The 25,027-nt window shown below is 41.9% G+C and carries 20 protein-coding genes and 2 pseudogenes; 13 read left to right on the forward strand and 9 right to left on the reverse strand.

Annotated elements, in window-relative coordinates; genetic code table 11:
- The first annotated feature begins 11 nt into the window (after positions 1–11).
- The 5 genes from bioA to bioD all read left to right on the forward strand — a co-directional run bounded on the left by bioA (position 12) and on the right by bioD (position 6,149).
- Positions 12–2,468 carry an adenosylmethionine--8-amino-7-oxononanoate transaminase gene (bioA, locus tag K8P02_RS10880; RefSeq protein ID WP_223382338.1) on the forward strand — a complete coding sequence of 819 codons (2,457 nt, stop codon included), beginning with the start codon at positions 12–14 and terminating at the stop codon, positions 2,466–2,468.
- Between the two features lie 108 nt (positions 2,469–2,576).
- Positions 2,577–3,749: an 8-amino-7-oxononanoate synthase gene (locus K8P02_RS10885; protein ID WP_223382339.1), complete on the forward strand. Its 1,173-nt coding sequence runs from the start codon at positions 2,577–2,579 to the stop codon at positions 3,747–3,749.
- Positions 3,750–4,087: 338 nt separating this feature from the next.
- Entirely contained in the window at positions 4,088–4,741 is a 654-nt protein-coding gene (locus tag K8P02_RS10890; RefSeq protein WP_025867629.1) for a pimeloyl-ACP methyl esterase BioG family protein, read from the forward strand.
- A gap of 2 nt (positions 4,742–4,743) precedes the next feature.
- Positions 4,744–5,499 carry a malonyl-ACP O-methyltransferase BioC gene (bioC, locus tag K8P02_RS10895; protein ID WP_196811948.1) on the forward strand — a complete coding sequence of 252 codons (756 nt, stop codon included), beginning with the start codon at positions 4,744–4,746 and terminating at the stop codon, positions 5,497–5,499.
- The gene (gene bioD / locus K8P02_RS10900) at positions 5,496–6,149 is read left to right on the forward strand and encodes a dethiobiotin synthase (RefSeq protein ID WP_025867630.1); all 654 of its coding nucleotides are present in this window, start codon (positions 5,496–5,498) and stop codon (positions 6,147–6,149) included. Before bioC ends, bioD begins: the two co-directional genes overlap by 4 nt.
- Before the next feature lie 138 nt (positions 6,150–6,287).
- On the opposite strand, the gene K8P02_RS10905 is transcribed toward bioD, so the two are convergent.
- Both K8P02_RS10905 and K8P02_RS10910 read right to left on the reverse strand, forming a co-directional pair.
- The gene (locus K8P02_RS10905) at positions 6,288–6,917 is read right to left on the reverse strand and encodes a DUF1349 domain-containing protein (RefSeq protein ID WP_369880842.1); all 630 of its coding nucleotides are present in this window, start codon (positions 6,915–6,917) and stop codon (positions 6,288–6,290) included.
- A gap of 58 nt (positions 6,918–6,975) precedes the next feature.
- Complete coding sequence (locus K8P02_RS10910; RefSeq protein ID WP_002561465.1) at positions 6,976–7,548, reverse strand: sugar O-acetyltransferase; 573 nt, start codon at positions 7,546–7,548, stop codon at positions 6,976–6,978.
- A 166-nt stretch (positions 7,549–7,714) separates the two neighbouring features.
- Between K8P02_RS10910 and K8P02_RS10915 the strand changes: the two genes are divergently transcribed.
- Both K8P02_RS10915 and trxA read left to right on the forward strand, forming a co-directional pair.
- Positions 7,715–8,890 (forward strand): clostripain-related cysteine peptidase, encoded by a 1,176-nt coding sequence (locus tag K8P02_RS10915; protein ID WP_002561464.1) that lies wholly within the window; start codon positions 7,715–7,717, stop codon positions 8,888–8,890.
- Between the two features lie 265 nt (positions 8,891–9,155).
- The gene (trxA, locus tag K8P02_RS10920) at positions 9,156–9,638 is read left to right on the forward strand and encodes a thioredoxin (RefSeq protein WP_025867631.1); all 483 of its coding nucleotides are present in this window, start codon (positions 9,156–9,158) and stop codon (positions 9,636–9,638) included.
- A 207-nt stretch (positions 9,639–9,845) separates the two neighbouring features.
- Here the strand turns inward: trxA and K8P02_RS10925 are convergent, their stop codons facing one another.
- The 3 genes and pseudogenes from K8P02_RS10925 to K8P02_RS10935 all read right to left on the reverse strand — a co-directional run.
- Positions 9,846–11,441, reverse strand: coding sequence for an arylsulfatase (locus K8P02_RS10925; RefSeq protein WP_007486659.1), 1,596 nt, complete (start codon positions 11,439–11,441; stop codon positions 9,846–9,848).
- 130 nt (positions 11,442–11,571) lie between these two features.
- Positions 11,572–11,682: pseudogene (locus tag K8P02_RS10930) on the reverse strand (DNA-binding response regulator); the annotation flags it as partial.
- Positions 11,683–11,685: 3 nt separating this feature from the next.
- Positions 11,686–11,847, reverse strand: a pseudogene (locus K8P02_RS10935) (histidine kinase); the annotation flags it as partial.
- A 120-nt stretch (positions 11,848–11,967) separates the two neighbouring features.
- Between K8P02_RS10935 and K8P02_RS10940 the strand changes: the two are divergent.
- Positions 11,968–12,870: a hypothetical protein gene (locus K8P02_RS10940; protein WP_223382341.1), complete on the forward strand. Its 903-nt coding sequence runs from the start codon at positions 11,968–11,970 to the stop codon at positions 12,868–12,870.
- A 38-nt stretch (positions 12,871–12,908) separates the two neighbouring features.
- Here the strand turns inward: K8P02_RS10940 and K8P02_RS10945 are convergent, their stop codons facing one another.
- The 4 genes from K8P02_RS10945 to K8P02_RS10960 form a co-directional block, all read right to left on the reverse strand.
- Positions 12,909–15,329, reverse strand: coding sequence for an ABC transporter permease (locus K8P02_RS10945; protein ID WP_002561460.1), 2,421 nt, complete (start codon positions 15,327–15,329; stop codon positions 12,909–12,911).
- On the reverse strand, positions 15,326–16,042 hold the full coding sequence (locus tag K8P02_RS10950; RefSeq protein WP_025867633.1) for an ABC transporter ATP-binding protein: 717 nt from the start codon (positions 16,040–16,042) through the stop codon (positions 15,326–15,328). Before K8P02_RS10950 ends, K8P02_RS10945 begins: the two co-directional genes overlap by 4 nt.
- A 156-nt stretch (positions 16,043–16,198) precedes the next feature.
- Positions 16,199–17,446, reverse strand: coding sequence for an efflux RND transporter periplasmic adaptor subunit (locus K8P02_RS10955; protein ID WP_002561458.1), 1,248 nt, complete (start codon positions 17,444–17,446; stop codon positions 16,199–16,201).
- A 5-nt stretch (positions 17,447–17,451) separates the two neighbouring features.
- On the reverse strand, positions 17,452–18,759 hold the full coding sequence (locus tag K8P02_RS10960) for a TolC family protein (RefSeq protein WP_025867634.1): 1,308 nt from the start codon (positions 18,757–18,759) through the stop codon (positions 17,452–17,454).
- 375 nt (positions 18,760–19,134) lie between these two features.
- Between K8P02_RS10960 and K8P02_RS10965 the strand changes: the two genes are divergently transcribed.
- The 5 genes from K8P02_RS10965 (at position 19,135) to K8P02_RS10985 (ending at position 24,998) form a co-directional block, all read left to right on the forward strand.
- On the forward strand, positions 19,135–20,472 hold the full coding sequence (locus K8P02_RS10965) for a sigma-54-dependent transcriptional regulator (protein WP_122200666.1): 1,338 nt from the start codon (positions 19,135–19,137) through the stop codon (positions 20,470–20,472).
- Positions 20,473–20,477: 5 nt separating this feature from the next.
- Positions 20,478–21,728, forward strand: coding sequence for a sensor histidine kinase (locus tag K8P02_RS10970; protein ID WP_025867635.1), 1,251 nt, complete (start codon positions 20,478–20,480; stop codon positions 21,726–21,728).
- Between the two features lie 54 nt (positions 21,729–21,782).
- Positions 21,783–22,793: an AI-2E family transporter gene (locus tag K8P02_RS10975; protein ID WP_025867636.1), complete on the forward strand. Its 1,011-nt coding sequence runs from the start codon at positions 21,783–21,785 to the stop codon at positions 22,791–22,793.
- A gap of 70 nt (positions 22,794–22,863) precedes the next feature.
- A complete protein-coding gene (locus tag K8P02_RS10980) occupies positions 22,864–24,036 on the forward strand; it encodes a glycosyltransferase (protein ID WP_122200667.1) in 1,173 nt (390 codons plus the stop codon).
- A gap of 29 nt (positions 24,037–24,065) precedes the next feature.
- Positions 24,066–24,998 (forward strand): endonuclease/exonuclease/phosphatase family protein, encoded by a 933-nt coding sequence (locus tag K8P02_RS10985; RefSeq protein WP_025867637.1) that lies wholly within the window; start codon positions 24,066–24,068, stop codon positions 24,996–24,998.
- Positions 24,999–25,027: the final 29 nt, after the last annotated feature.

Here is a 25,027-nt window from a genome sequence, read left to right on the forward strand (position 1 = left end):
CTGAGAAAAGAATGAAAACGAACCGTCTGATCCATAGACCTGCCATCCGTTTCCGCTGTTGGAGCCGGAAGGGATATGCTGCCTTTGCCAGCCTGGGACACCAGGTAACCATCGGACAGTTGCATCTCAATGTGACGGAACGTTCGCTCGCCAAGCAGAAAGCTGCTCAAACTATCCCTTATCATACATTTATGACACTTGAAGAACTTAAAGACCAGGTGCTGCAAGGCGTTGATATCACGCCCGAACAAGCGGCCTGGCTGGCTAATACAGCCGACAGGGAAGCGCTATATGCGGCTGCCCATGAGATTACCGTCGCCCGTGCACAGCGCGAATTCGACATGTGTTCCATCATTAATGCCAAGTCCGGACGTTGCCCGGAAAACTGTAAATGGTGTGCACAATCCTCCCATTACCAGACAAAAGCTGAGGTCTACGACCTCGTCAGTAAAGATGAATGCCTCCGACAGGCACAATACAACGAAGCACAGGGCATAGCCCGGTTCTCACTCGTCACCAGCGGACGAAAACCCTCCCCGAAACAACTTATTCAACTCCGTGATTCCACCCGCTACATGCGCAGGCATACTTCCATTCAGCTATGCGCCTCCTTAGGGCTCCTCGAAGAAGATGAATTACAGGTACTCTACGACGCAGGTATCACCCGTTATCACTGTAACCTGGAAACAGCGCCTTCCTATTTTCCGAAACTTTGCTCTACGCATACGCAAGAGCAGAAACTGGCTACACTCAATGCTGCACGCCGGGTAGGTATGGATATCTGCTGCGGCGGCATTATCGGTATGGGAGAGACACTGGAACAGCGTATTGAATTTGCTTTCACCCTCCGGGAACTTGGGGTACAGTCCATCCCGATCAACCTGCTCAGCCCGATCCCTGGTACCCCACTGGAACACGCAACACCGCTGACAGAAGAAGAGGTATTGACCGCTATTGCACTTTTCCGTTTTATCAACCCGACAGCCTATCTGCGCTTTGCCGGAGGACGTTCACAACTCTCTCCGGAAACTATGAAACGGGCTTTACATATCGGCATCAACTCGGCTATCGTGGGAGATCTACTAACTACACTCGGCTCAAAAGTTTCGGAAGACAAGCAGATGATTTGTGCAGCAGGATACGAGATAAAAGATGGGAGAAGGGAGATGGGAGAAGGGAGAAGGAAAGAAATAGGGGACGAGTTCGATCGGGAACATTTGTGGCATCCCTATACTTCGACCACGAATCCATTGCCGGTATATAAAGTAGAACGGGCAGAGGGGGCTACGATTACGCTAAGTGACGGGCGGGTGCTTGTAGAAGGAATGTCGTCGTGGTGGTGTGCGGTACATGGATACAATCATCCGGTATTGAATGAAGCGGTACGGGGGCAGTTGGAGAAAATGTCGCACGTAATGTTTGGCGGACTGACACACGATCCGGCCATTGAATTGGGAAAGCTGTTGCTCCCTCTGGTTCCTCCTTCGATGCAGAAGATATTCTATGCAGACTCCGGATCGGTGGCAGTAGAAGTAGCACTGAAAATGGCCGTGCAATACTGGTATGCCGCCGGGAAGGCAGAAAAGAATAATTTCGTTACCATACGCAGCGGATATCATGGTGATACATGGAATGCAATGTCTGTTTGTGACCCCGTAACAGGGATGCACTCGCTGTTCGGATCAGCACTGCCGGTACGTTATTTTGTACCTCAACCCACCTCACGTTTTGATGGCGAGTGGAATCCGGAAGATATTCTCCCTCTGAAAGAACTGATAGAAACACGTTCCGACGAGCTCGCCGCACTTATCCTCGAACCGATTGTACAGGGGGCAGGCGGTATGTGGTTTTACCATCCCCGGTATTTACAGGAGGCAGCTAAACTTTGCCGTGAGCACAATCTGTTACTTATCTTTGATGAAATAGCTACCGGCTTCGGACGTACAGGAAAGCTCTTTGCCTGGGAACATGCCGGAGTAGAACCGGATATCATGTGCATCGGCAAGGCACTGACCGGAGGATATATGACACTGTCTGCCGTATTGGCAACCAATGAAGTGGCAGATATGATTTCCAATCATGCACCGGGAGCTTTTATGCACGGCCCTACGTTTATGGGGAATCCGCTGGCTTGTGCCGTAGCTTGTGCTTCGGTACGCCTGTTATTAGAGTCCGGTTGGCAGGAAAATGTATACCGTATCGAAGAGCAACTGAAGCGAGAACTGGCTCCGGCACGTTCACTTCCGACCGTAGCAGATGTACGGGTATTGGGTGCTATCGGGGTTATTGAAACACATCAGCCGGTAGACATGGCGTACATGCAACGGAGTTTTGTTGAAGAGGGTATCTGGGTACGTCCTTTCGGAAAATTAGTATACCTCATGCCCCCGTTTATCATCACGCCGGAACAATTAAGTAAACTTACGAGTGGAGTTATCAAAATAATGAGCAGATTAGTAGTTAAGTAGTAAGTAGTCAAGTAGTTAAGTAGTCAAGTAGAAATGACTCGTCTAATGTATTCTACTTACTACTTAACTACTTGACTACTTAACTACTAATTAATAAATTAAAGAATTATGACCACCATCGAACAGATGCAACAAGAGTTGCAGGAACTGAAAGAGAAAAGCAATCTACGAAAGCTTCCTGCCATTACACACGAAGGCAGAAATGTTATTGTAGACGGACAGCGGATGCTGAATCTCTCTTCAAACGACTATTTAGGATTGGCAAACGATAGAAAACTGCGCCAGGAGTTCCGGGAAACCCTGACCACGGAGACTTTTTTGCCTACCTCCTCCTCTTCACGTCTGCTGACGGGGAACTTCAGTATTTATGATCGGTTGGAGCAGCAACTTGCCGATGACTTTGGTACCGAAGCGGCATTGACATTCAACAGCGGATATCATGCCAATACAGGTATTCTGCCGGCAGTGAGCAATACACACACGCTCATCCTAGCAGACAAACTGGTACATGCCAGCCTGATAGACGGCATACGCCTATCGGCAGCAAAATGTATCCGGTACCGTCACAATGAATACAACCAGTTGGAACGTCTGTTGCAAGTGAATCATTCGGAATACGAACGCATTATCGTCGTCACCGAAAGTATCTTTAGTATGGATGGTGACGAAGCCGATCTCCGGGAACTGGTTCGTTTGAAAAAACAATATCCCAATGTACTGTTGTATGTAGATGAGGCTCATGCCTTCGGAGTACGCGGACAGAGAGGACTGGGATGTGCAGAAGAGCAGGATTGCATCAACGATATCGACTTTCTGGTAGGTACATTCGGTAAGGCGTTAGCTTCGGCAGGAGCCTATATCGTCTGCCGGAAAGTAATACGGGAATACCTTATTAACAAGATGCGTACTTTCATCTTCACCACGGCATTGCCTCCAGTGACAGTACAGTGGACCTCCTTCATGCTGGAACGTCTGGCAGGCTTCCGGCAAAGACGTGAAACTCTGCGGTTCCTTAGTAACCAACTCAGGGAAGCCCTGAAAAACAAAGGATATGACTGCCCTTCAACCAGCCACATCGTGCCGTTGATAACAGGAGAAAGCTGTGTGGCCATCCGGAAGGCGGAAGAACTACAACGCAAAGGATTCTATGCTTTGCCCGTACGCCCACCTACGGTACCGGAAGGTACCTCACGTATCCGATTCTCGCTGACGGCAGAGATCAGGGAAAGTGAAATGGAGAAATTAATAAATGAAATATCAAAAGACGAAAAGCCTGTTTAAATTTTCCTCAAAAAGAAGATGCTAAGATGCCAACTGTTACTCCCGTTTTGTCTGAATATATAAGTTTAAACGATATGGAATCCACCTCAAACAGAATCGCATTATTTTACATACAGTTTTCTCCCCAAGCCGTACGCCTTGCCCGGCTCCGGGGAGGAGGTAGCCCGGCTCCGGGGAAGAGGTTCTTCGGCACCGGGGAGCAGGCTGTTCGGCTCCGGGGAGAAAAGCGTTCCGTAAACCCTTTAATAATCAATACATTACAAAGACAGACTTTAGTATTCCGAACAATGCGACAATAGTAATATTACACAACATTATTTTAAGTATCACATCTACCTATGAACCAATATATCCATACGTCAACGAATCATAAACAAGATCGCCTTCTCCTGTTCTTCGCAGGCTGGGGAATGGATGAACGCCCTTTCATACAATATACACCCCGTGAAAGCGATTTTATGATTTGCTACGATTATCATACACTCGATTTCGACACTTCCCCGGCAGCCCGTTACTCTCATTTCGACGTTGTGGCATGGTCTATGGGAGTCTGGGCGGCCTCACAAGTACTCTCACGCATTGCACTTCCTGTCAACGGCAGTGTCGCGATCAACGGCACCCCCTTCCCTATCGACGAGAAACGAGGTATTCCTCCCGCCATTTTCGAAGGAACATTAGAGGGTTTGAACGAAGCATCCCTTCGGAAATTCCAGCGCCGGATGTGCGCCAATGGAAGTGCTTTTGACAGCTTCCGCCACATTACTCCCCAACGGTCAGCAGAAGACCTGAAAGAGGAACTCGCCGCCATTGCCCGGCAATATCGGGAACTTCCTCCTGCCAGTTTCTCCTGGAAAAAAGCCATCATCGGTGAAAACGACCGTATCTTCCCTCCCGCCAATCAACATACTGCCTGGGAAGAGACTTCCGCTTCCATCCTCCATGGTAACGAAGCTCATTATGACGAATCACTCTTTACGCAATACCTGAAATGAATATGGACAAGAATCTGATAGCCGAACGTTTCTCTAAAGCAATCGGTACTTATACGCGGGAAGCAAATATACAGCAACAGATAGCCGAAAAAATGATCCATCTCTTACAGCAATATCTCCCTCCGACCCCGTTGGGGAAAGTGGTAGAATTTGGTTGCGGCACAGGCAATTACTCCCGGCTGCTCTATCATACCCTGCAGCCGAAACAGCTTCTCCTGAATGATATCTGCCACGACATGCAGACCTGCTGTGAGGACCTGCTCAATCGGGGCGTAGGCTTCCTTGCCGGAGATGCCGAAACACTCGCATTTCCCGAAGATACGGAACTTATCACCTCCTGTTCTACCCTCCAATGGTTTGAAAACCCGGAACACTTTTTTCACCGTTGTACGAACTATCTGAGTAGAAACGGGTATTTCGCTTTCACCACTTTCGGGCAAAAGAACATGGAAGAGATACGTAGTACCACCGGTCACGGACTTACCTACCGTTCGCTCCGCGACCTGAAGGCTTCGCTCGCCCCTATGTACGATATCATTTATGCAGAAGAAGAGGTACTTCCCCGTACCTTCACCAATCCGCTGCAAGTACTCTATCATCTGAAAGAAACAGGAGTTACGGGTACCGGTAAACACCATTGGACACGGCGCGAACTAAACCGTTTCTGCGAGGACTATCCCCGCCAATCCGGTAACAACCGCTCCGTGACACTTACTTATCACCCTATTTATATCATCGCAAAAAAGAAGAAACAATGAAACAGAATGTATTTTTTGTATCCGGCATTGACACTGATGCCGGAAAGAGTTATGCCACCGGTTTCCTGGCCCGCGAACTCAATAAGAACGGAAAGCGTACTATTACCCAGAAATTTATTCAGACCGGCAATGTAGGTTATTCCGAAGATATTGACCTGCACCGCCGTATCATGGGAATTCCTCATACCGAAGAAGATCGTAAAGGACTCACTATGCCGGAGATTTTCTCCTATCCGGCTTCACCGCATCTTGCCTCGCAATTGGACAAGCGCCCCATAAACTTCAACAAGATGGAACAAGCCACCGCCGAACTCAGCCACCGTTATGACATTGTTCTGCTCGAAGGTGCCGGCGGACTGATGGTGCCGTTGACCGAAGAGTTGCTGACGATCGACTATGTAGCCCAAAAGGGTTACCCGCTCATTTTTGTTACCTCCGGCAAGTTGGGAAGCATCAACCACACATTACTCAGCTTTGAAGCCATACGTAACCGGGGGATCCGTCTTGATACTGTGATGTATAATCTGTATCCCACAGTAGAAGATAAAACAATACAAGAGGATACGCAAAGCTTTATCAGAAAATATATGGAAAAATACTTCCCGGACACTCGATTTATACTTGTGCCGGAAATAAAGCTCCGGAAATAAAGTATCTTCTATGGCACACAGGATGAAACGGATGACAACGGATCATCCATTCCATCCTGTGTACCCATGAAAGCATAAAACAGTTTTGATACAATTACTCCTTCGTACTACTCTCTATGGTGAAACATAATTGAAGTTTTACTTTTGCTTCTTTGCCCATTCCAACCGACGTGTATCAGGCAATTGTTTCACCTGAAAATCTTCAAAGATAGCTTCAAATCCCGTACCATCAGGACATGCTCCCATTAATCCTACCATTACCGGACAGTTATCTTGTAACCAACAGGTACGCATCATCGTATACTTCTTATCATCCAATGAGAAGAATATTTCTACGGCATCCAGCTTTCTGACAGCTTTTATCCAGATAGAACGAGGAGCTTTATCCAACTCTACCACACTCCAGTCACTTGTTTTATGTGTCACCACAGCACTCACATTCTGTTTACCATTCACATACTCCACACCTGCTTTTATCCAGTTCTCATGATCCACACGAATCATCAGTCCCATTTGGTCAAAAGTAGTCACATAGTTTCCCGTTATTTTAACTTTCGCTTCAAACTCCCCACCGTAAAGAGCATAGTAAAAAGGTGCATCATCTACCGTAAAACCATAATGGGATATTCTCCAATAATCCGTTTTCGGAGGGACTATCATTGAGAAAGTACGTGCATCCCGTATCTCCCATTTATCAGGTTCATTAAACCAATTCATCTTTTCAAGACTTTGTGCCATAATTGTTTGATATTGTACAGCAAATGTCATAAACAGACCAGCTGCAAGTAAAAAATGTTTCTTCATATTCCGTTTTATCTAAAGTATTTTATTTCAGTTCGTCTTCGGTAAGTTCCCGAATCACTTTACAGGGATTTCCCACAGCAACGGCATTGGCAGGAATATTCTTTGTCACCACACTTCCGGCACCTATTATGCTATTATCGCCAATCGAAACTCCCGGAAGTATCACTACATTACCACCAATCCACACATTATGCCCTATTGCTACCGGACAGGCATACTCCCAACCGGCTATGCGCCGTGTCACATTTACAGCATGTCCTGCCGTATAAATACTCACATTAGGAGCCAACAGTACATTATCTCCAAAAGTCACCAAAGCCTCATCTAATATCGTACATCCCATATTGGCATAAAAATTCTCACCGACACGAATATTATAGCCATAATCGCAACGGAAGGGTTGTTCGACCAGCAATTGCTTTCCGGTAGCACCCAAGAATTGCTTCAGTATTTCAGTACGTCTTTCCATGTCCGACGGACGCAAATTGTTGTATTCAAACAAAACGTCTTTTGCCCGGGCACGATCTTCTACCAACTCGTTACAAAAAGCCAGATAGGGTTCACCTGCCAGCATTTTCTCTTTATCTGTTTTCATATCTTTATACCTCCTGATTTGTGGGAAACTTGTATAGGAACAGCAAATATAAATGAATAAATAGAATAGTAACCCACATTCTCTCCCTATATTTTCTTTATTAGAGAAATATTTCTTACGTTTGTATCTGAAAGGCAAATGTATTGTTATAAAAAGAAAGAAGATAATGACCTGCCCACTGAAAGTAATGAAACGTTTTTTGCTCCTTATACTGTTAATCATTCCCTTGGCATTTACATCATGCGAACAAGAGGATTGGCCTGTAAAAACAGATCAGACCGTACTCATGTATCTTCCATGGTCCAGCAATCTTAAATCTTACTTCGAAACCAATATATCAGATTTTGAGAGTGTAGTAGAACGAAACATACTCAAGAACGAAAGGGTTGTAGTATTCTTCTGTACTTCGCCCACTGAAGCAGTACTCTTTGAGTTGGCATATGATAATGGCAAATGCATACGCAAACCCCTGAAAATTTATCATAACCCCGCTTTCACTACGGCTACGGGCATTACTTCCATTTTGAATGATGTTAAAACCCTCGCTCCTGCCAACCGCTATGCCATGACAATCGGTTGTCACGGAATGGGATGGATTCCCGTACCAACCGCACAGGTGCGAAGTATAGGCCAGAAGAAGCACTGGGAATATGAAGGCGTACTTCTGACACGCTATTTCGGTGGATTAAGTCCTGAATATCAAACTAACACCACCACTCTTGCAGAGGGAATTGCAAATGCCGGAATAAAAATGGAGTATATTCTCTTTGATGACTGTTACATGGCTTCTGTAGAAGTTGCCTATGATCTGAAAGAAGTTACCGACTATCTGATTGCTTCCCCTTGTGAGATCATGGCTTACGGTATGCCTTATGCTGAGATTGGTCCGCATCTGTTGGGTAAAGTCGATTATGAAAGCATATGTGATGCATTCTACGAGTTCTATAAGAACTACGAAGAAATGCCTTGCGGGACAATCGGAGTAACGGTATGTTCCGAGTTGGAAAATTTAGCTGCTACAATGAAAGAGATAAATAACCAATATACTCTTCCTTCCTCTTCATTATATACTATACAGACAATGGACGGATACACCCCCACCCTCTTTTTCGACTGTGGGGACTATGTAGCGAAACTCTGTACAGACGCCGGCCTATTGGCACGATTTGAAGAACAACTGGAACGCACTATCCCCTATAAAAGGCATACCGATTATTATTACACCATGAACAAGGGAAAGATTAAAATCAATACATTCTCCGGTGCAACAATCTCAGATCCAAGTACTAACTCCTATGCCACTGAAAAATATCAGACTGCGTGGTACAAAGCGACTCATTAGTTCTTTAATATACATAAATAGTCTATAAGCGTTTATAATCCCACATAGAAAAAACATTTATGCATACTTTAAAACCATTACTCATTCTGATAAAATATCCAACAAGAGTCTGGCGGAGTAAAACAACAGGATAGTTCTTTAGAAAAGTTATCATGAAGAACGTTAAAAGGGAAAAAATGTCAAACATTCCAGCTAAATTGTCATTTATATATATGCCTGACATCACTATCTTTGCAACAGTAAAAACTATAAAAAAAGAAAGTATATGAAATCAATTAAAACCTTAACTGCAATTTTTATCCTCACACTGACTTTTATAGCAACAGCCTGTGCAGGTAATAAAGACAATAAAAGTGTTTATTCTCAAAAAGAACAAAGCGATATGGAAGTAATAGCATTAACTGAAGCAGACTTTTTAAAGAAAGTATATAATTACGAAGCCAATCCCAATGAATGGAAATTTGAAGGCAACCGTCCTGCAATCATTGATTTTTACGCCACCTGGTGTGGTCCGTGTAAAGCAATGGCCCCCATTTTAGATAATATAAGTAAAGACTATGCCGGGAAAATAGACGTATATAAAATAGATGTGGATAAAGAGTCTGAACTTGCCGGAACATTCGGTATCCAAAGTATACCCACCTTATTAATGATCCCAGTAAAAGGAGAACCAAAAATTTTACAGGGAGCAATGCCTAAAGACCAGTTGATTAAAATAGTAGACGAGTTTCTATTAGAAAAGAAATAAGAGAATAGAGGTTATATTCTGCGTAGCGTACTACATGTGGTAGCAATGACTTATATAAGTTATTACTACCACAACTTTTTTTGTAAGAATTCATCAGAAAAGTAAAAGTAGCCAAACAGAGCAATAAGACTAAGAGGCAAAGGCTTCAAGTACCTTCCCCCTTGTCCATCTAATCCATTTGATTTTACATGTACGAGGGAGAGTATTCTATCTCCCGCTTTGATCAGGATTCAATGTTTTGTAGTATTTAATACGTTCTCCCCAAGGACGATATTCAAAAGGAAAAACGTGTTGTTGTTCTGCCCACCGGTTCCACTTCTTTTCCAAAGTTCTTACTTTCTCCGGGTATTGTGCTGACAAATCCTTTTCTTCAAAAGGGTCTGACGACAGATTTATTAACTCCCAGGGTGCTTTGCCATTACTTCGTACCAACTTCCATCCTTCCGAAATAACAGCACATGATGTTTGATGCTCAAAAAACAAATCACGCGGACGTAGTTTTTTATTTTTCATGGCGGGTAAAAGACTTGTTCCGGCCAGTTTCACTTTCCTACCATTAAAAGAGGAAGGATACTTCACAGACGCCATATCCAAACAAGTAGGGAATAGATCTATAATATGACTGGGGGTACGGCAAATAATACCTTTCTCTTTCACTCCGTTTTTAATATCATTGCCGTATTTTACAATCAAAGGTGAACTCGTTCCACCCTGAAAGCACCATTGCTTATAACTACGATAAGGCGTATTACTTAAATCTGCCATCAACTGCCCTAAATAACCACCTTCACTGGTTGCTCCGTTATCACTCATAAACAGAAATACTGTATTCTCGTATATGCCTTTCTCCTTTACCGCTTCGATAAGCCTGCCTATACCGTCATCCATTATCTCAATCATAGCAGCATAAGTAGCCATATCAGTAATCCATTGTTCTTGCTGCCGGAGAGATAGCTCGGTCCATGCCGGACGTTTACCTTTGAATTCCCTTTGATAGACCGGAAGTTCCATTGATTTATCAACTAACCCTAACTCTTTCTGACGCTCAAAACGCTGCTGCCGTAACACATCGTATCCCACTTTATAACGTTCCCTACAAGCTTCAACCCGCTTCTTTGGAGCATGTAACGGTAGATGCGGTGCATAATGCGCCACATACATAAACATAGGTACATCGTCAGGGTGCTTTCTTACAAAACTTACAGCAGAGTCTGATATAGCTGTCGTATAATAATAATCATCGGGGAACTGATTAATTCTTGTCAAACCGGAATAAACCGGTTTAGGAGTATAGTAACTACCACCGCCACTCAGACAACCATAATACTTTTCAAATCCCCGTTGTACCGGATAACTTCCATTAGGTTGATCGAAAGCTCCATCCACTGTCACATGCCATTTACCACTCATATAAGTGGCATAACCATTGTCCCGGAATACCTCCGCAATCGTAGGGATATCCGCTGCTATCTGTCCCCGGTAACCAAGGCGATGTTCATCTACAGCAGTCATCCACCCCATACCGGCTTCATGCTGATAATGACCGGTAAGCAAAGCAGCCCGGCTCGGACAACTTCTTCCCGTATTTTTAAACTGACTGAAACGCACTCCGTTCTCTGCCAGAAAATCAATATTAGGGGTATGTACTTCTCCCCCATAACAGGCGAGATCGGAGAATCCCATATCATCACATAATATCAAAATAATATTGGGGTGTTCCTTATCCGAAACAGTACCGGCAACTGTACTACTACCTCCTATCGAAGACAACAGTAAAGAACTTATCAAAAGCTTATTCTTCATAGTATATTACTCTTTTTATGTCTGACAAAAATACGACATTTTGGCTGCCTTATATGTTCTAATTTAGTTATTTATTATCCAATATCGTCTAAATGTCTCACTTTTTCAAAGAAATAATATACAAACAAACTTATCTGATTCTCTTTCGTAATACAAACTCTTCAAAAAAAGCATCATGATAACTATTACCAATAGCTATCTCGTGAGACTTCATAAAGATATCGTTGTTATCAAAAGAATCCTATAACTTAAACAAAACTTTTAAAGCCTCAGCAAGATTTTTCCGTATCAGTACATTGTCATTATTGAGCATATTAAACAGGAAATGCGAATTAATCTGATTCTTGAGAAACTTCAGCTCTGATTGCAATGTAGTAGATTCGAGTTAATCAATACGCTGATTATCAATCATCCAATACCGATCAAGAAATATAAAGATCAACAGATATAAATGTTTTTCTTTTATCAATTGGATATAAAAACAAAAATATTTAACTTTACCCACAAGACAAACCAAGCAGTATACATGGAAAAACAAAGTACATTAAAACAATATGTACTGCCATTCATACGTGTCAATACGTTTATGACAGGCAGTTGGATCATTCTGGTAACTCTGTTCAGGATGAGTGAGATGGAGATTCCTTCAAGTTTATCGAAACAATATGGAACTCTCATCTTGTTTGGGATCAGTGCACTCATAAGCTTCTTATGGATTTATCGTCCTCACTTCAAAGAACTGTACCGTAACTCAGAAAAGAATGACAATATCGGATTACCTGTTGGCTCATTAGGAATGGCACTCTGCATGCTTATGTTTGCAGAAACACAATATTCTCATGCAGCCATAGCCTATCTTGCATCAATAGCTGTATTTATCCTCTTTCTGTACTGGGACTTATACAAAATGAGGCTAAGGAAACAAAAAAGACAAACAGAAAGAGCACGAAGAAACTGTATGCACACACAGAATAGAGTATCCAATAACAAAGTGATATTAGTAGAAAAAGTAAATAGCAGCGAAATTGAAATATTAGTAAAAGATTTCTGCTCCATGTACAATAAAGAAAAGGACAGAGCTATTATCAAGATACAAAAATTCACTAACAAAGCACATGTATTAAGCTTTCCTTACGATATTGATTTCGATATCTATTGCTATCTTTTCAACTATATGACTTATCCATCGAATATAGAAAGCAGACCGTTTGTCACCGGCTGGTATCCTGTTTCAAAAGAGGAAGAAGAAAGTATGTTTTATATACCCTTTAATGAAAGAGAAAAAGATTATGTCTATTATGTAACACCTGAAGGTAAAAACTACAAAGTAGATTTTGGCACAATGAAACCTTTACGGACAGAAAGTATACAACCTTATGGTCCGCTTCCCACAATGATAGAGGATTGGGTAAAAGCAGATATGGGTTAATGTCTTCCCCATATCTGCAAATGACAGATGGTTAGTATCTATTCATATCGTAAAGACCGCGCCGGTTTACTCAGAATGATATTCATCGTCTGACAAGCTACCGTGACAAAAGAAATCAGTAACATCAGTACTACCGGCAATATAAAGAACCAACCTTTCAGCTCTGTACGAAAAGCATAATGACTCAGCCAGGTATCCATACTAAACCATGCCACCGGAAGAGCAATCAGGACCGCTATCAATATCAACAGGAAAAAGCCCTTACCTAACTGAAAGAAAAGGTTAAAACGAGAAGCGCCCAAAACTTTACGGATACCCATTTCTTTAGTACGTGTAGTACAGGAAAACATAACTAACACCCACAAGCCAAGACAAGATATAAAAATAGCCAATCCGGTAAACGAGCCAATCATTACCCCAAAGGCTTCATCCTGCCGGTACTGATGATCAAAAAACTGATCAAGAAAGAAATAGTCATAACTGGAATCTTCAAAATAACGATGCCATATCTCCTCTACCTGAGATACCAGTTCTCTGGGATCACCTGATTTCATCACAACAGAAATATAACGCTGAGGTAACCAATCGATCTTATCTTTGTGGATCAACATGATAGGCGTATAATTTTTACTTAATGCCTGTTGATGATAGTCCTTTACCACCCCGATAATCTGCATAGGGGCATCTGTACACTCTACAGTCACCTGCTGACCGATAGCCTCATCATTGGAAGTAAAACCAAGGTTACGTACAGCTGTCTCGTTGATAACCAACTTGTCAACATCATCGCCATACTCTTCTGAAAAACCACGCCCAGCTACTACTGTTAACCCGTAAGCATCTACATAATCAGGATCACATGCCAGCATTTCATACAAACGGTTTTGTTTCAACGCATCATTCGTCCGCCGATTGGAAAGAAAAGTAGCCACTTCTTCACCCGGAACAGCCCCCGAAAATGTAACTTTATGAACCAATGGCAATCGTGATATCGCCTTTTTCATCGCTTCCAGTTTAGTATTCATGCCTTCGGTATGACCGGGAAACTTTACCACTAACGTCTGCCCTGTCTTCACTCCTAATGACTGATTACGCATAAAACTGAGCTGTGCAAAGACAATCAGCGTTCCACAAAGCAAAATCATAGAAGCGGTATACTGTATCACTACCAATACTTTACGGGTACGCTCTCCGGACTTACTATGGAGAAATTTCCCCTTCAACAAAGTAATCGGTTTACGATTGAGCAGAGCCAGTGCCGGATAATAACCAGAAAGAAAGATGCCTGCAATAAATACAGTAACTAATAATATCCACCAGTATCCTGCCAACCATACAGAGAATGTCACCGTACGCCCCACCAGTTGGTTAAAGTACGGAAGTACAACCTCTATCAGTCCCACAGCCAATACAAAAGCAATAAGATTCATCAACAGTGCTTCAAACAGGAACTGTGACACAAGTTGTTTACGAAACGCTCCAACCACTCTGCGTACCCCCACTTCTTTGGCACGCTCCATAGAACGGGCTACTGCCAGATTGATATAGTTGATCCAGGCAATAGCCAAAATAGCAACAGCAGCAAAGATCAAAGCAATCATAGCTGAACGATTCCCTTTCGTTTCCGCTTCATAACCAACTTGTGGTTGCAAATGAATATCTGCCAATGATACCAGAGATACCCCCCAGATTTTATTCTTCAAGGCTTCTTCTGTCTTGTACTTCTCAGCCATGACGGGAAACTCTTTCTCTATTTCTCCCTTCCGCTGAGGATTGTCAAGCAATACGTATGTATATACTTCATGCTTGTACCAGTATTCCTGCATATATTGAGGCAAAGATTTATACGAAATCAGAAAATTATAACGGATATGAGAATTAGAAGGCATCTCTGCCATTACTCCCGTTACTTCACAAGGTAACCCACCCCCACTTCCGGTAAAGATAAGTATCTTCCCGATAGGATCTTCATCTTTAAAATACTTCTGCGCAATCCGTTCGGTAATTACTACCTGCCGTGGCATCGCAAGGCAAGTTACTCTATCTCCTTTCAGTAGTTCAAAATTAAAAAGACGAAAGAACCCCGGATCTGCATAAGCTATCTGATTTTCACGAAGGGTAAGCTCGCCATACTTCACAATCTGCTCGGGTTGAAGTAATGAACCAATCCGGGTATAATCTTCAATTCCTGCTAAATTTTCTTTCATAGCTGAAGCATAGCCAAAGGAACTGCTTGCCCAATAGTCCGTCTGTACATCGCCCTCATGAAATGTGCTCTCTACGCGGAAAATACGGTCATAGTTGGAGTGCATTTTATCAAAACTAAACTCAAAAGTCACATACGTAAGAATAAGTAAAGCTGAAGCCATACCCACAGCCAGACCGAAAATGTTGATAAAACTGAATACTTTCCGCTTCATCAGATTACGCAAGGCGCTATTCCAATAATTTCCAATCATAATACCTGATATTTAGATTCAGACTTTTCTGTCATCGGACGGTTGATATTCTCAGCTACTATTTTTCCGTCAAGCAAATGGATAACCCGGTGAGCATATGTAGCATCACGCTCTGAATGAGTAACAATAATAATCGTCGTCCCTGCCTGATTGAGCTTATCCAGCAAATCCATAACTTCCACCCCATTTACCGAATCAAGATTTCCTGTCGGTTCATCAGCTAATAGTAGTTTACAATCTGTCACAACAGCACGAGCAATAGCTACCCGTTGTTGTTGTCCACCCGAAAGTTGTTGTGGAAAATGATTGGCACGATGTAAAAGGTTTACCTGTTCTAATACCTGTTTCACCTTTTCTCTCCTTTGAGCCAATTTCATCCCCATGTAAACCAATGGAAGCTCTATATTCTCATAAACCGTCAACTCATCAATCAGGTTAAAACTCTGGAAGATAAATCCCAGATTACCTTTACGAAGTGTAGTAAGCTGGCTTTCTGTCATTTTATCGACCTGTTTTCCTTCAAAAAGATAAGAACCGGAAGTAGGTGAATCAAGTGTACCAAGGATATTCAGCAAGGTAGATTTTCCACAGCCCGATGGCCCCATGATAGCTACAAATTCTCCGCGTTCCACTTGCAAAGTAACTTCATTTAATGCTTTTGTCTGCACTTCTTCTGTGGTGAAAAGCATAGATAATTTTTCTGTCTTAATCATAATAAAAAAATAAATAGAGTAGTAAGTAGTCAAGTAGTTAAGTAGTAAGTAGTAGATAGTATGGTTACTAAGTTGTTTCATCTTATTAATCAAGTAGTCATAGTATCCTACTTAACTACTTACTACTTGACTACTTACTACTTAACTACTTAACTACTATTTCAGTACCAATTTTTCATTGTCTCCAAATAATTCATAACCGGATATAATCACTTTTTCACCTGGAGACAATCCTTCTGTTACCTCGTAATACTGCGGATTCTGTCGTCCGATTCTCACAGAACGTCTCGTGGCAAATTTACCACTTTCATCAACAACATACATCCATCGACCACCTGTAATCTGAAAAAATCCTCCACGAGGTACAAGAATAGCCTGAGAAGGGTCTCCTAACTGTAAATTGATATGATAAGTCTGTCCGGCGCGAATATTCTCAGGCCGGCCAGAAGTAAAATATAAATCTGTACGAAATTGCCCGTCTTTCACCTCTGGATAAGGTTTAATTACTTCCAGTTTATAATTGCCTCCGTCACGTGTAAAGTCGGCAGGTAATCCCGGTATAACACGCTCCACATAATGTTCATCAATTTGCGCCTGTACTTTCAGGTCGGAAGTGATAATCTGTCCGATATGCTCTCCCGCAGCAATAGACTGACCAATTTGCGCATCGAGATTGCCCACTTGTCCATCAATAGGTGCCTTCACTTTCAAGTTCTCTATACGCTCACGTACCAAAGAAAGGCTACGTTTCATATTCCTGATGTTCTCATCCAGACTGGTGATCTGACTTTCCCTGAAAATATTGTCCTGACGGATACGCTCATCAATCACAGCAAGTTGTTCTTTTGCTGCCATATACTCTTCGCGGGCCTGAAGAAAATCCTCACGAGCTATAAGTTGTTCCTTCATCAGGCGTTCATACTGCTCGTAACGCCTCTGCCTGGTAGTCAATTCTTTATTTACCCCAATACGTTCCTGTTTCAGACGCAATCGCTCCTGCTCCATACTGATACGTGTATTACGCAATTCATTTTCCTGATAAGCAAGGTCGGCTTCACTCTGCATAATACCAATATTGAGTAGCGGATTGCTAAGCCGTAGAATTACATCACCTGCTTTCACCATGGCTCCTTCCTCTTTCAGACGCTCCTCTACACGCCCACCCTCAATGGCATCCATATAAATAATCCGGTTAGGCATCACCTGACCAATAACACGAATATAATCGTTGAACTCTGCCTTTTTCACTGTAGCAATGGTCAAGCGGTCTTTCTCTACAGTCATAGAAGGAGCTGTATCTCTGAAAATAAAAAAAAGTATCAAAACAAGCAGTACAAGCCCTCCGGCAATAAGCGAAAGATACTTGCGTTTCATTCCCGGTTTTCGTTCAATAAGTGTATCCATTTTGTCTATTCTGCTATAAAAGTTCCATTTCGATAATACTGTTCCAATCTCGATAACATCTCCATTTGTAATCGTACCCGCATCAATTCTGCTTTGGCAGAAATAAAACGGTTACGCGATTCCATCAGCTGAAACACAGAAATAAGTCCTTCCTCCCATTTTCGTTCAGATTCTTTCAACACTTGCTCTTCAGCACGAAGCTGTGACAATGCTTGCCGATGCTCATTATGTCCGGCATGAATAGACAATACTGTCTGCTCCACTTCGGTATAAAGCTGTTGCTTTTCGAGCTCCGCATTGTTTTGTAACTGATAAATACTCAATTTCTGTTTTCTCAGACGTGTAAGCCGCTCTAAGCCGCTCAAAAGAGGAAAGGATATGCCGATGCCAATATATTTGCCGATATTATTTTTCAACTGGTGCGAAGAGAAACCGTTATAATAGTCTGATCCTATTGTAAAACGGGCATAAAGGGAAGGTGAGAATTGCCCGCCTGCCATAGCATACTCTTTACGGGCAGCACGTTGCTGCAAATCTATCACTTTTATGGAAGGTAACACCTCAACTGACCGATCATAAATATATTGTGGAGAAGAAACCGATAATACAGGAAGTATTTCTGCATTCACCGTATCCTTTATAATCAATGTGTCACAAGCAGAAACATTTATCAATTGTTTCAGATGAAGCAGAATTAATCGCGCACTATTCTTACGCGTTTCATACCGATAGATATCCCCTTCACACCGGGCTTTTACCTCTTGTAAATCAGATTTAGACTTTAATCCCAATTCAACAAATGTTTCTGTTTGCCTGAGATAGCGTTCGCCCAAAATACTTTGTTCATAGGCTAAATATTGTAATTTCCTCTCCAGTAATAGTTTATAATAAGTATCCGTTATCAGATAAGCCAGTTCATTCTGTCTATTCTTCAGTTCCCATTCAGTACGTTCGTAATTCATCTTCTCGAAACGTACCCGGTTGATACGTGAGAAACCTTCAAACAAAGAGAGAGTCATATCCAAACCGATGCTCCCTTCATCAAAAGATTCAGTGGTATAGCCATTTGTACCCGGATCAATAGAACGGCCGTAACGTCTTCCGGTAGTAACATCTACCACCGCACGTGGTAAAAAAGCACCAATAGAAGCTACATAATCGGCACGTGCTCCTTTTATTCGTAAAGCACTATTCTTTATTTCCGGATTTTGTTTCCACCCCAAACGAATACAATCATCAAGTGTCAGTTCTACCTGAGCTTGCAATGATATTGTCGAAAACAGAAAACAAATCAGAAATAATCTTTTTCCCATAATATATAGTATCTTTAAATCTATATTCACCACAGAGTTCCACCGAGTTTTATTGTGAGGAATCATATAAACAGCACTCTGCATTACCTTACAGTGGGTCTGCTATATATTACTAAAAGCAAACGATATGCCAAAATTCTTAATCTTTTGATAATAAGAAACATATCTATAACACCATAAATTAACTGTCCAATATTTCAACATTACAACGTCCAAAAACTGGACACTGCAACTTTTATCAGCTTTAAAAACATAGCAATTGCCTTCTTTTACAAATTTTTCCTCCAAAAACGTCTAAATATTGGACAGTCATTTGCAAAGAGAATCAAAAACAAATACCTTTACCCAAAACTCAGAGACCGATAAAAACAGCTCATGGAAACAGGAACCATTCTCATCGTAGATGATAATAAAGGTGTACTGACTTCACTCGAACTTCTGCTCGAGAATGAATTCAGACAAATCAAAACAGCTACCAATCCCAATCAAATCACTACCTTGCTCTCTTCCTCCAAAATAGATGTCGTTATTCTTGATATGAATTTCTCAGCAGGCATCAATAATGGCAATGAAGGGTTGTACTGGCTGAAACACATTCACGAAATAGCTCCATCGTTGCCTGTAGTAATGCTCACTGCCTATGGTGATGTGGAATTAGCTGTGAAAGCTTTAAAAAACGGAGCTACTGATTTTCTTTTAAAACCCTGGGATAACCAAACCCTGATACAGAAAATAAAAGAAGCGTTCAACCACCGGAAACAACCCATAGGAACTACCGGGAAGGAGAAAAAGAACAATCAGAATATGTTGATTGGGCGCTCACCTGCTATGATACAGCTGATTAAAATAGTAAGAAAAGTAGCTCTGACAGATGCTGATATTCTAATAACCGGTGAGAACGGAACCGGAAAAGAAATGTTGGCACGCGAAATACACCAGCTTTCTCCACGTCATTCAGAAACCATGCTCAGTGTGGATATGGGAGCCATCAGTGAATCCCTTTTTGAGAGTGAACTTTTTGGGCACGAACGAGGAGCCTTTACCGACGCCTACGAAGGTCGCCCGGGTAAATTTGAAGCAGCCAACGGAAGTTCGCTCTTTATGGATGAAATAGGTAATCTCCCTCTCTCTCTTCAAGCCAAACTATTGACCGTTTTACAAAATCGTAATCTGATGCGTGTAGGAAGTAACAAGATCATCCCAATTGACATTCGCCTTATCTCAGCCACCAATAAAGATATTCCGGAAATGGTCAAAGAGGGAACATTCCGGGAAGATTTATTTTATCGTATCAATACAATACATCTTGAAATACCTCCGTTACGTGAACGCGGAGACGATATACTCCTGTTTATTGATACTTTTCTACGCAAATTCGCCACAAAATATCAACGCCCCAATATACAAATGCACGAGCAAACCATTGAGAAGCTATGTGCCTATCATTGGCCCGGAAACATACGGGAGTTGCAACATACCATCGAAAAAGCAGTTATTCTTTGCGATGGCAATGTCATACGTCCTAAAGATATCTTTATAAAGCAAGCCTGGAAGCCTCAATCTATACCCATTGTCCCCAACCTGGAAGAAGTGGAACGCCAGGCTATTGAAACGGCTATCTTACAGAATAACGGTAACCTCACAGCAGCTGCCGAACAATTGGGAGTAAGCAGGCAGACTTTATATAACAAACTAAAACGGTTTAAAATTTAAATGTCATGATATTCAGCAAGCATATCTATGTTGTCATACTCGCATATATTCTACTTATTCTCGCCATTTCGGGGGCAGGTATGTGGATGATTTTGTCAAAAACAGGAATCATTATAGGAGGCTTGCTCATTCTTTGTTCTTTCTTCCTGATAGGCGCATTAACCCATAGATTGAATACGCTTAACCGAAAGATAAGACTCTTCTTTGATGCTGTACAAGATAAGGAAAACATACTCTTATTTCCCGAAGAGAATGTCAGTCAGGAACAAAAACTACTAAACCGTTCGTTAAACCGAATCAACAGTTTACTGCTACAAACAAAAGTAGAATATCAAAAACAGGAACATTTTTATCATTCTCTGTTGCAGGAAGTTCCCAGTGGAGTATTGGCATGGGATCGTTCGGGCAAAATAGTGATTGCAAACAGCGCTGCACTTCATTTATTGAAATGTAATCAATTATCCAATAGCCAACAAGTAGAAAGATTATTGACCAATAGAGAAATTTACAATCATCTTAGTATTTCGCGTAATCAAATGACACTACAAGGAGAAGTCTTCACTTTACTATCCATCAAAGATATACAAGATGAATTAAGTGACAAAGAAAGTGAATCATGGAGTAAACTCACTCACGTACTCACTCACGAAATAATGAATACAATTGCTCCTGTAATCTCTTTATCACAAACTCTTTCTTTGTATTCGGATATGAATGAGAAGGCAAAACAAGGACTCAGCATCATTCAGGGACAAAGTGAACGGCTTATGGAATTCACCGAGTCATTCCGCCACCTTTCTTATATGCCCCAACCCGAAAAGAAACCTTTTCTATTAAACGAGTTAGTACGAAAGCTCGAAATCTTACTGGAAACAGATTTCAGAGAAAATCAAATTACGTTCTCAGTACAGTGCCACCCGCTTTCTATCGAAATAAACGGAGATGAAAACCAATTATCACAGGTCTTTCTCAATCTATTGAAAAATGCTATGCAAGCTTTGGAAGGACGGACGGATGGGGTCATTAGTCTTCGTGTGTCACAAACAGAACATATACTTATAGAAATAGCAGATAACGGCATTGGTATCCCCGAAGAATTACAGGAAAAAGTGTTCATCCCCTTTTTTACCACCAAATCTGAAGGGACCGGAATTGGCCTCAGCCTCTGCAAGCAAATCATCCGACAACATCAGGGACACCTTTCCATAGGTATAAGCCAGCCGGGAAAAACAATATTCATCATAGAACTTCCATGATCTCAAACCTTTATGGCTCATTTTGCGTTTATATTTATGATAAAATATAAAACTATGAGTACAAAAGAGCAATACTGGAAATTTTCACTTATCGCCATTATTATTGGATTAGGAATCATCCTGTTCAAACAAATCACTCCTTTCTTAGGGGGGCTTTTGGGGGCATTGACTATCTATATTCTTGTTAGAAAACAGATGATGCACCTCACTGAAATAAGAAAGATAAAACGAAGCATTTCGGCTCTGCTGATCACTGCCGAAGCTATTTTATGTTTTCTGGTCCCTATTTCACTTACCGTGTGGCTCGTAGTCAGTAAATTGCAGAATTTCAACCTGGACCCACAATCTATCATTGCTCCCATTGAGGAGATGGCAGGTATTATCAAGGCCAAAACAGGTTATGATGTATTGGGCAGTGATACTGTGTCATTTATTGTTTCGGCTCTTCCCCGCATCGGGCAAGCTGTAATGGGAGGCATCAGTAGTTTTGCCATCAATCTGTTCGTACTGGTATTCGTACTATATTTCATGTTGATAGGTGGTAGCAAAATGGAAGCCTATATCAACGATATTCTTCCATTTAATGCCACAAATACAAAACATGTGATACATGAAATCAATATGATTGTACGCTCCAATGCCATTGGAATTCCACTTCTTGCAATCATACAAGGAGGAGTGGCTATGATTGGTTATTTCATTTTCGGAGCTCCCGATGCTCTGTTACTTGGTTTCTTAACCTGTTTTGCCACAGTTATCCCAATGGTAGGCACGGCTCTGGTATGGTTTCCTGTAGCTGTATATATGGCAGTTACGGGTGATTGGTTCAATGCCATCGGACTGGCAGCCTACGGAAGCATTATTGTTTCGCAACTTGACAATCTGATACGTTTTATCCTGCAAAAACGAATGGCAGACATTCATCCGCTCATTACTATTTTCGGAGTAGTCATTGGCCTCTCTCTATTTGGGTTCATGGGAGTCATCTTCGGTCCTTTACTTTTATCCTTATTTTTCCTCTTTGTTGATATGTTCAAGCGAGAATATCTGGATGGACGAAAATAACCGAATGGTAAAGCTGGGAATCTCCCGAAAAATTGCGTACTTTTGCAAGACCAAAACGACATAAAAATCAATGGAAGCATTTACATTCAATACTTTCGAACTGATTCTACTATCAGCAGCCGGAGTTCTTCTCGTGATTCAGTTATTCTATTATCTGGGCATCTATAACCGGATACATACACGGAATATCGCAGATAAAAAAAACGAACTGCACTTTACCAAAGAGCTTCCTCCTCTATCGGTCATTATCTGTGCACGCAATGAATCGGCTAATTTGCGCCAGTTTCTACCTGCCATTCTTGAACAAGACTACCCACAATTTGAAGTGATTGTCATCAATGACGGTTCTACGGATGAAAGCGAAGAAGTACTCTCTACCTTTGAAGAGAAATACCAACACCTATATCATAGTTTCACTCCGGAAAGTGCCCGGTATATCAGTCGTAAAAAGTTAGCATTAACATTAGGTATCAAAGCGAGTAAATATGATTGGCTGGTATTCACCGAAGCCAACTGCCAACCCGCAAGTAACCAATGGTTACGGCTGATGGCACGTAACTTTACCCCTCATACGCAGATTGTATTGGGATACAGCGGATACGAGCGTGGCAAGGGATGGTTGCATAAACGCATATCATTCGATGCTCTATTTACATCATTGCGTTATCTGGGATTTGCCCTTGCCGGAAAGCCATATATGGGACTGGGACGTAATCTGGCATACCGGAAAGAGATGTTTTTCAAAGAAAAAGGATACTCTACCCACCTGAATCTGCAACGGGGCGAAGACGATTTGTTCATTAACCAGATTGCGACTCCTGACAATACACGGGTAGAAACAAATAGCAATGCTGTAATACGGATGCAACCCGTAGAAAGATATAAAGACTGGAAAGAGGAGAAAGTGAGCTATATGGCTACTGCACGTTATTTTAAAGGTGGCCAACGCTATTTTCTTGGTTTTGAAACCTTTTCACGCCTGTTGTTTTATGCGGTTTGTATAGCCGGTATTGTATTCGGAATACTAAACTTTCATTGGTTAGTAGCCGGTATTGCTCTATTTATATGGTTAATACGTTATATTACACAAGCTATTGTGATCAATAAAACAGCGACAGAACAAGGAGACAACCGACACTATTATTTTTCTCTTCCCGTATTTGACCTGTTACAACCCCTTCAGACTCTCAAATTCAAACTCTATCGTTTCTATCGGGGAAAAGGAGACTTCATGAGAAGATAACACAACAAACCTACTTTAAATACATTATTATGAAAAAGAATCTTTTAATTTTAGCCGTCCTGCTCATAGGTTTACTCAGTTGCCAAAGTCAAAAACCGATTGAACACGGAGCATTTACAGCAGCATCTTATAACCTTCGTTATGTTAATGAAGGCGACTCTATTGCCGGAAACGGTTGGGGGACGCGCTATCCGGTTATTGCCAAACTCATACAGTACCACGACTTCGATATCTTTGGAACACAAGAAGGATACATTCGCCAATTGGAAGATCTGAAAACGGCATTACCCGGTTATACCTACATTGGTGTAGGCCGTAACGATGGCAAAGAGGCAGGAGAACATTCTGCTATTTTCTACCGTACAGATAAATTTGATCTTCTCAAGAAAGGAGATTTCTGGCTGTCGGAAACACCCGATACAGCAAGTATAGGTTGGGATGCCGTATTACCTCGTATCTGTAGTTGGGGACATTTTAAATGCAAAGACTCCGGATTCGAATTTCTGTTCTTTAACCTCCATATGGATCACATTGGTAAAAAAGCCCGTGTAGAAAGCGCCTTCCTCGTACAAGAGAAGATGAAAGAACTGGGAGCTAATCTCCCTGCTATCCTCACAGGAGATTTTAATGTAGATCAGACACACAGTTCTTACAAAGCATTAACCGAAAAGGGAGTACTTGTTGACTCTTATGAAACAGCAGACTTCCGTTACGCTACCAATGGAACATTCAACAGCTTCGACCCGAATAACTTCACGGAAAGCCGGATAGATCATGTTTTTATATCTCCGCTATTCAAAGTAAAAAAATACGGGGTACTGACAGATACTTATAGAAGCGCAAAAGCTACAGGAATAGAAAAAGCCAATGCAAAGGATTGTCCGGAAGAGATTTCCATTGAAAGCTACGAGGCACGCACACCCTCCGATCACTTCCCGGTAAAAGTGGAACTGATATATTAGTGCTTGTGCTTCCCGCACGGGAAGGTGCG

The sequence above is a fragment of the Bacteroides nordii genome, from assembly GCF_019930665.1.
Classification (GTDB): Bacteria; Bacteroidota; Bacteroidia; order Bacteroidales; family Bacteroidaceae; genus Bacteroides; species Bacteroides nordii.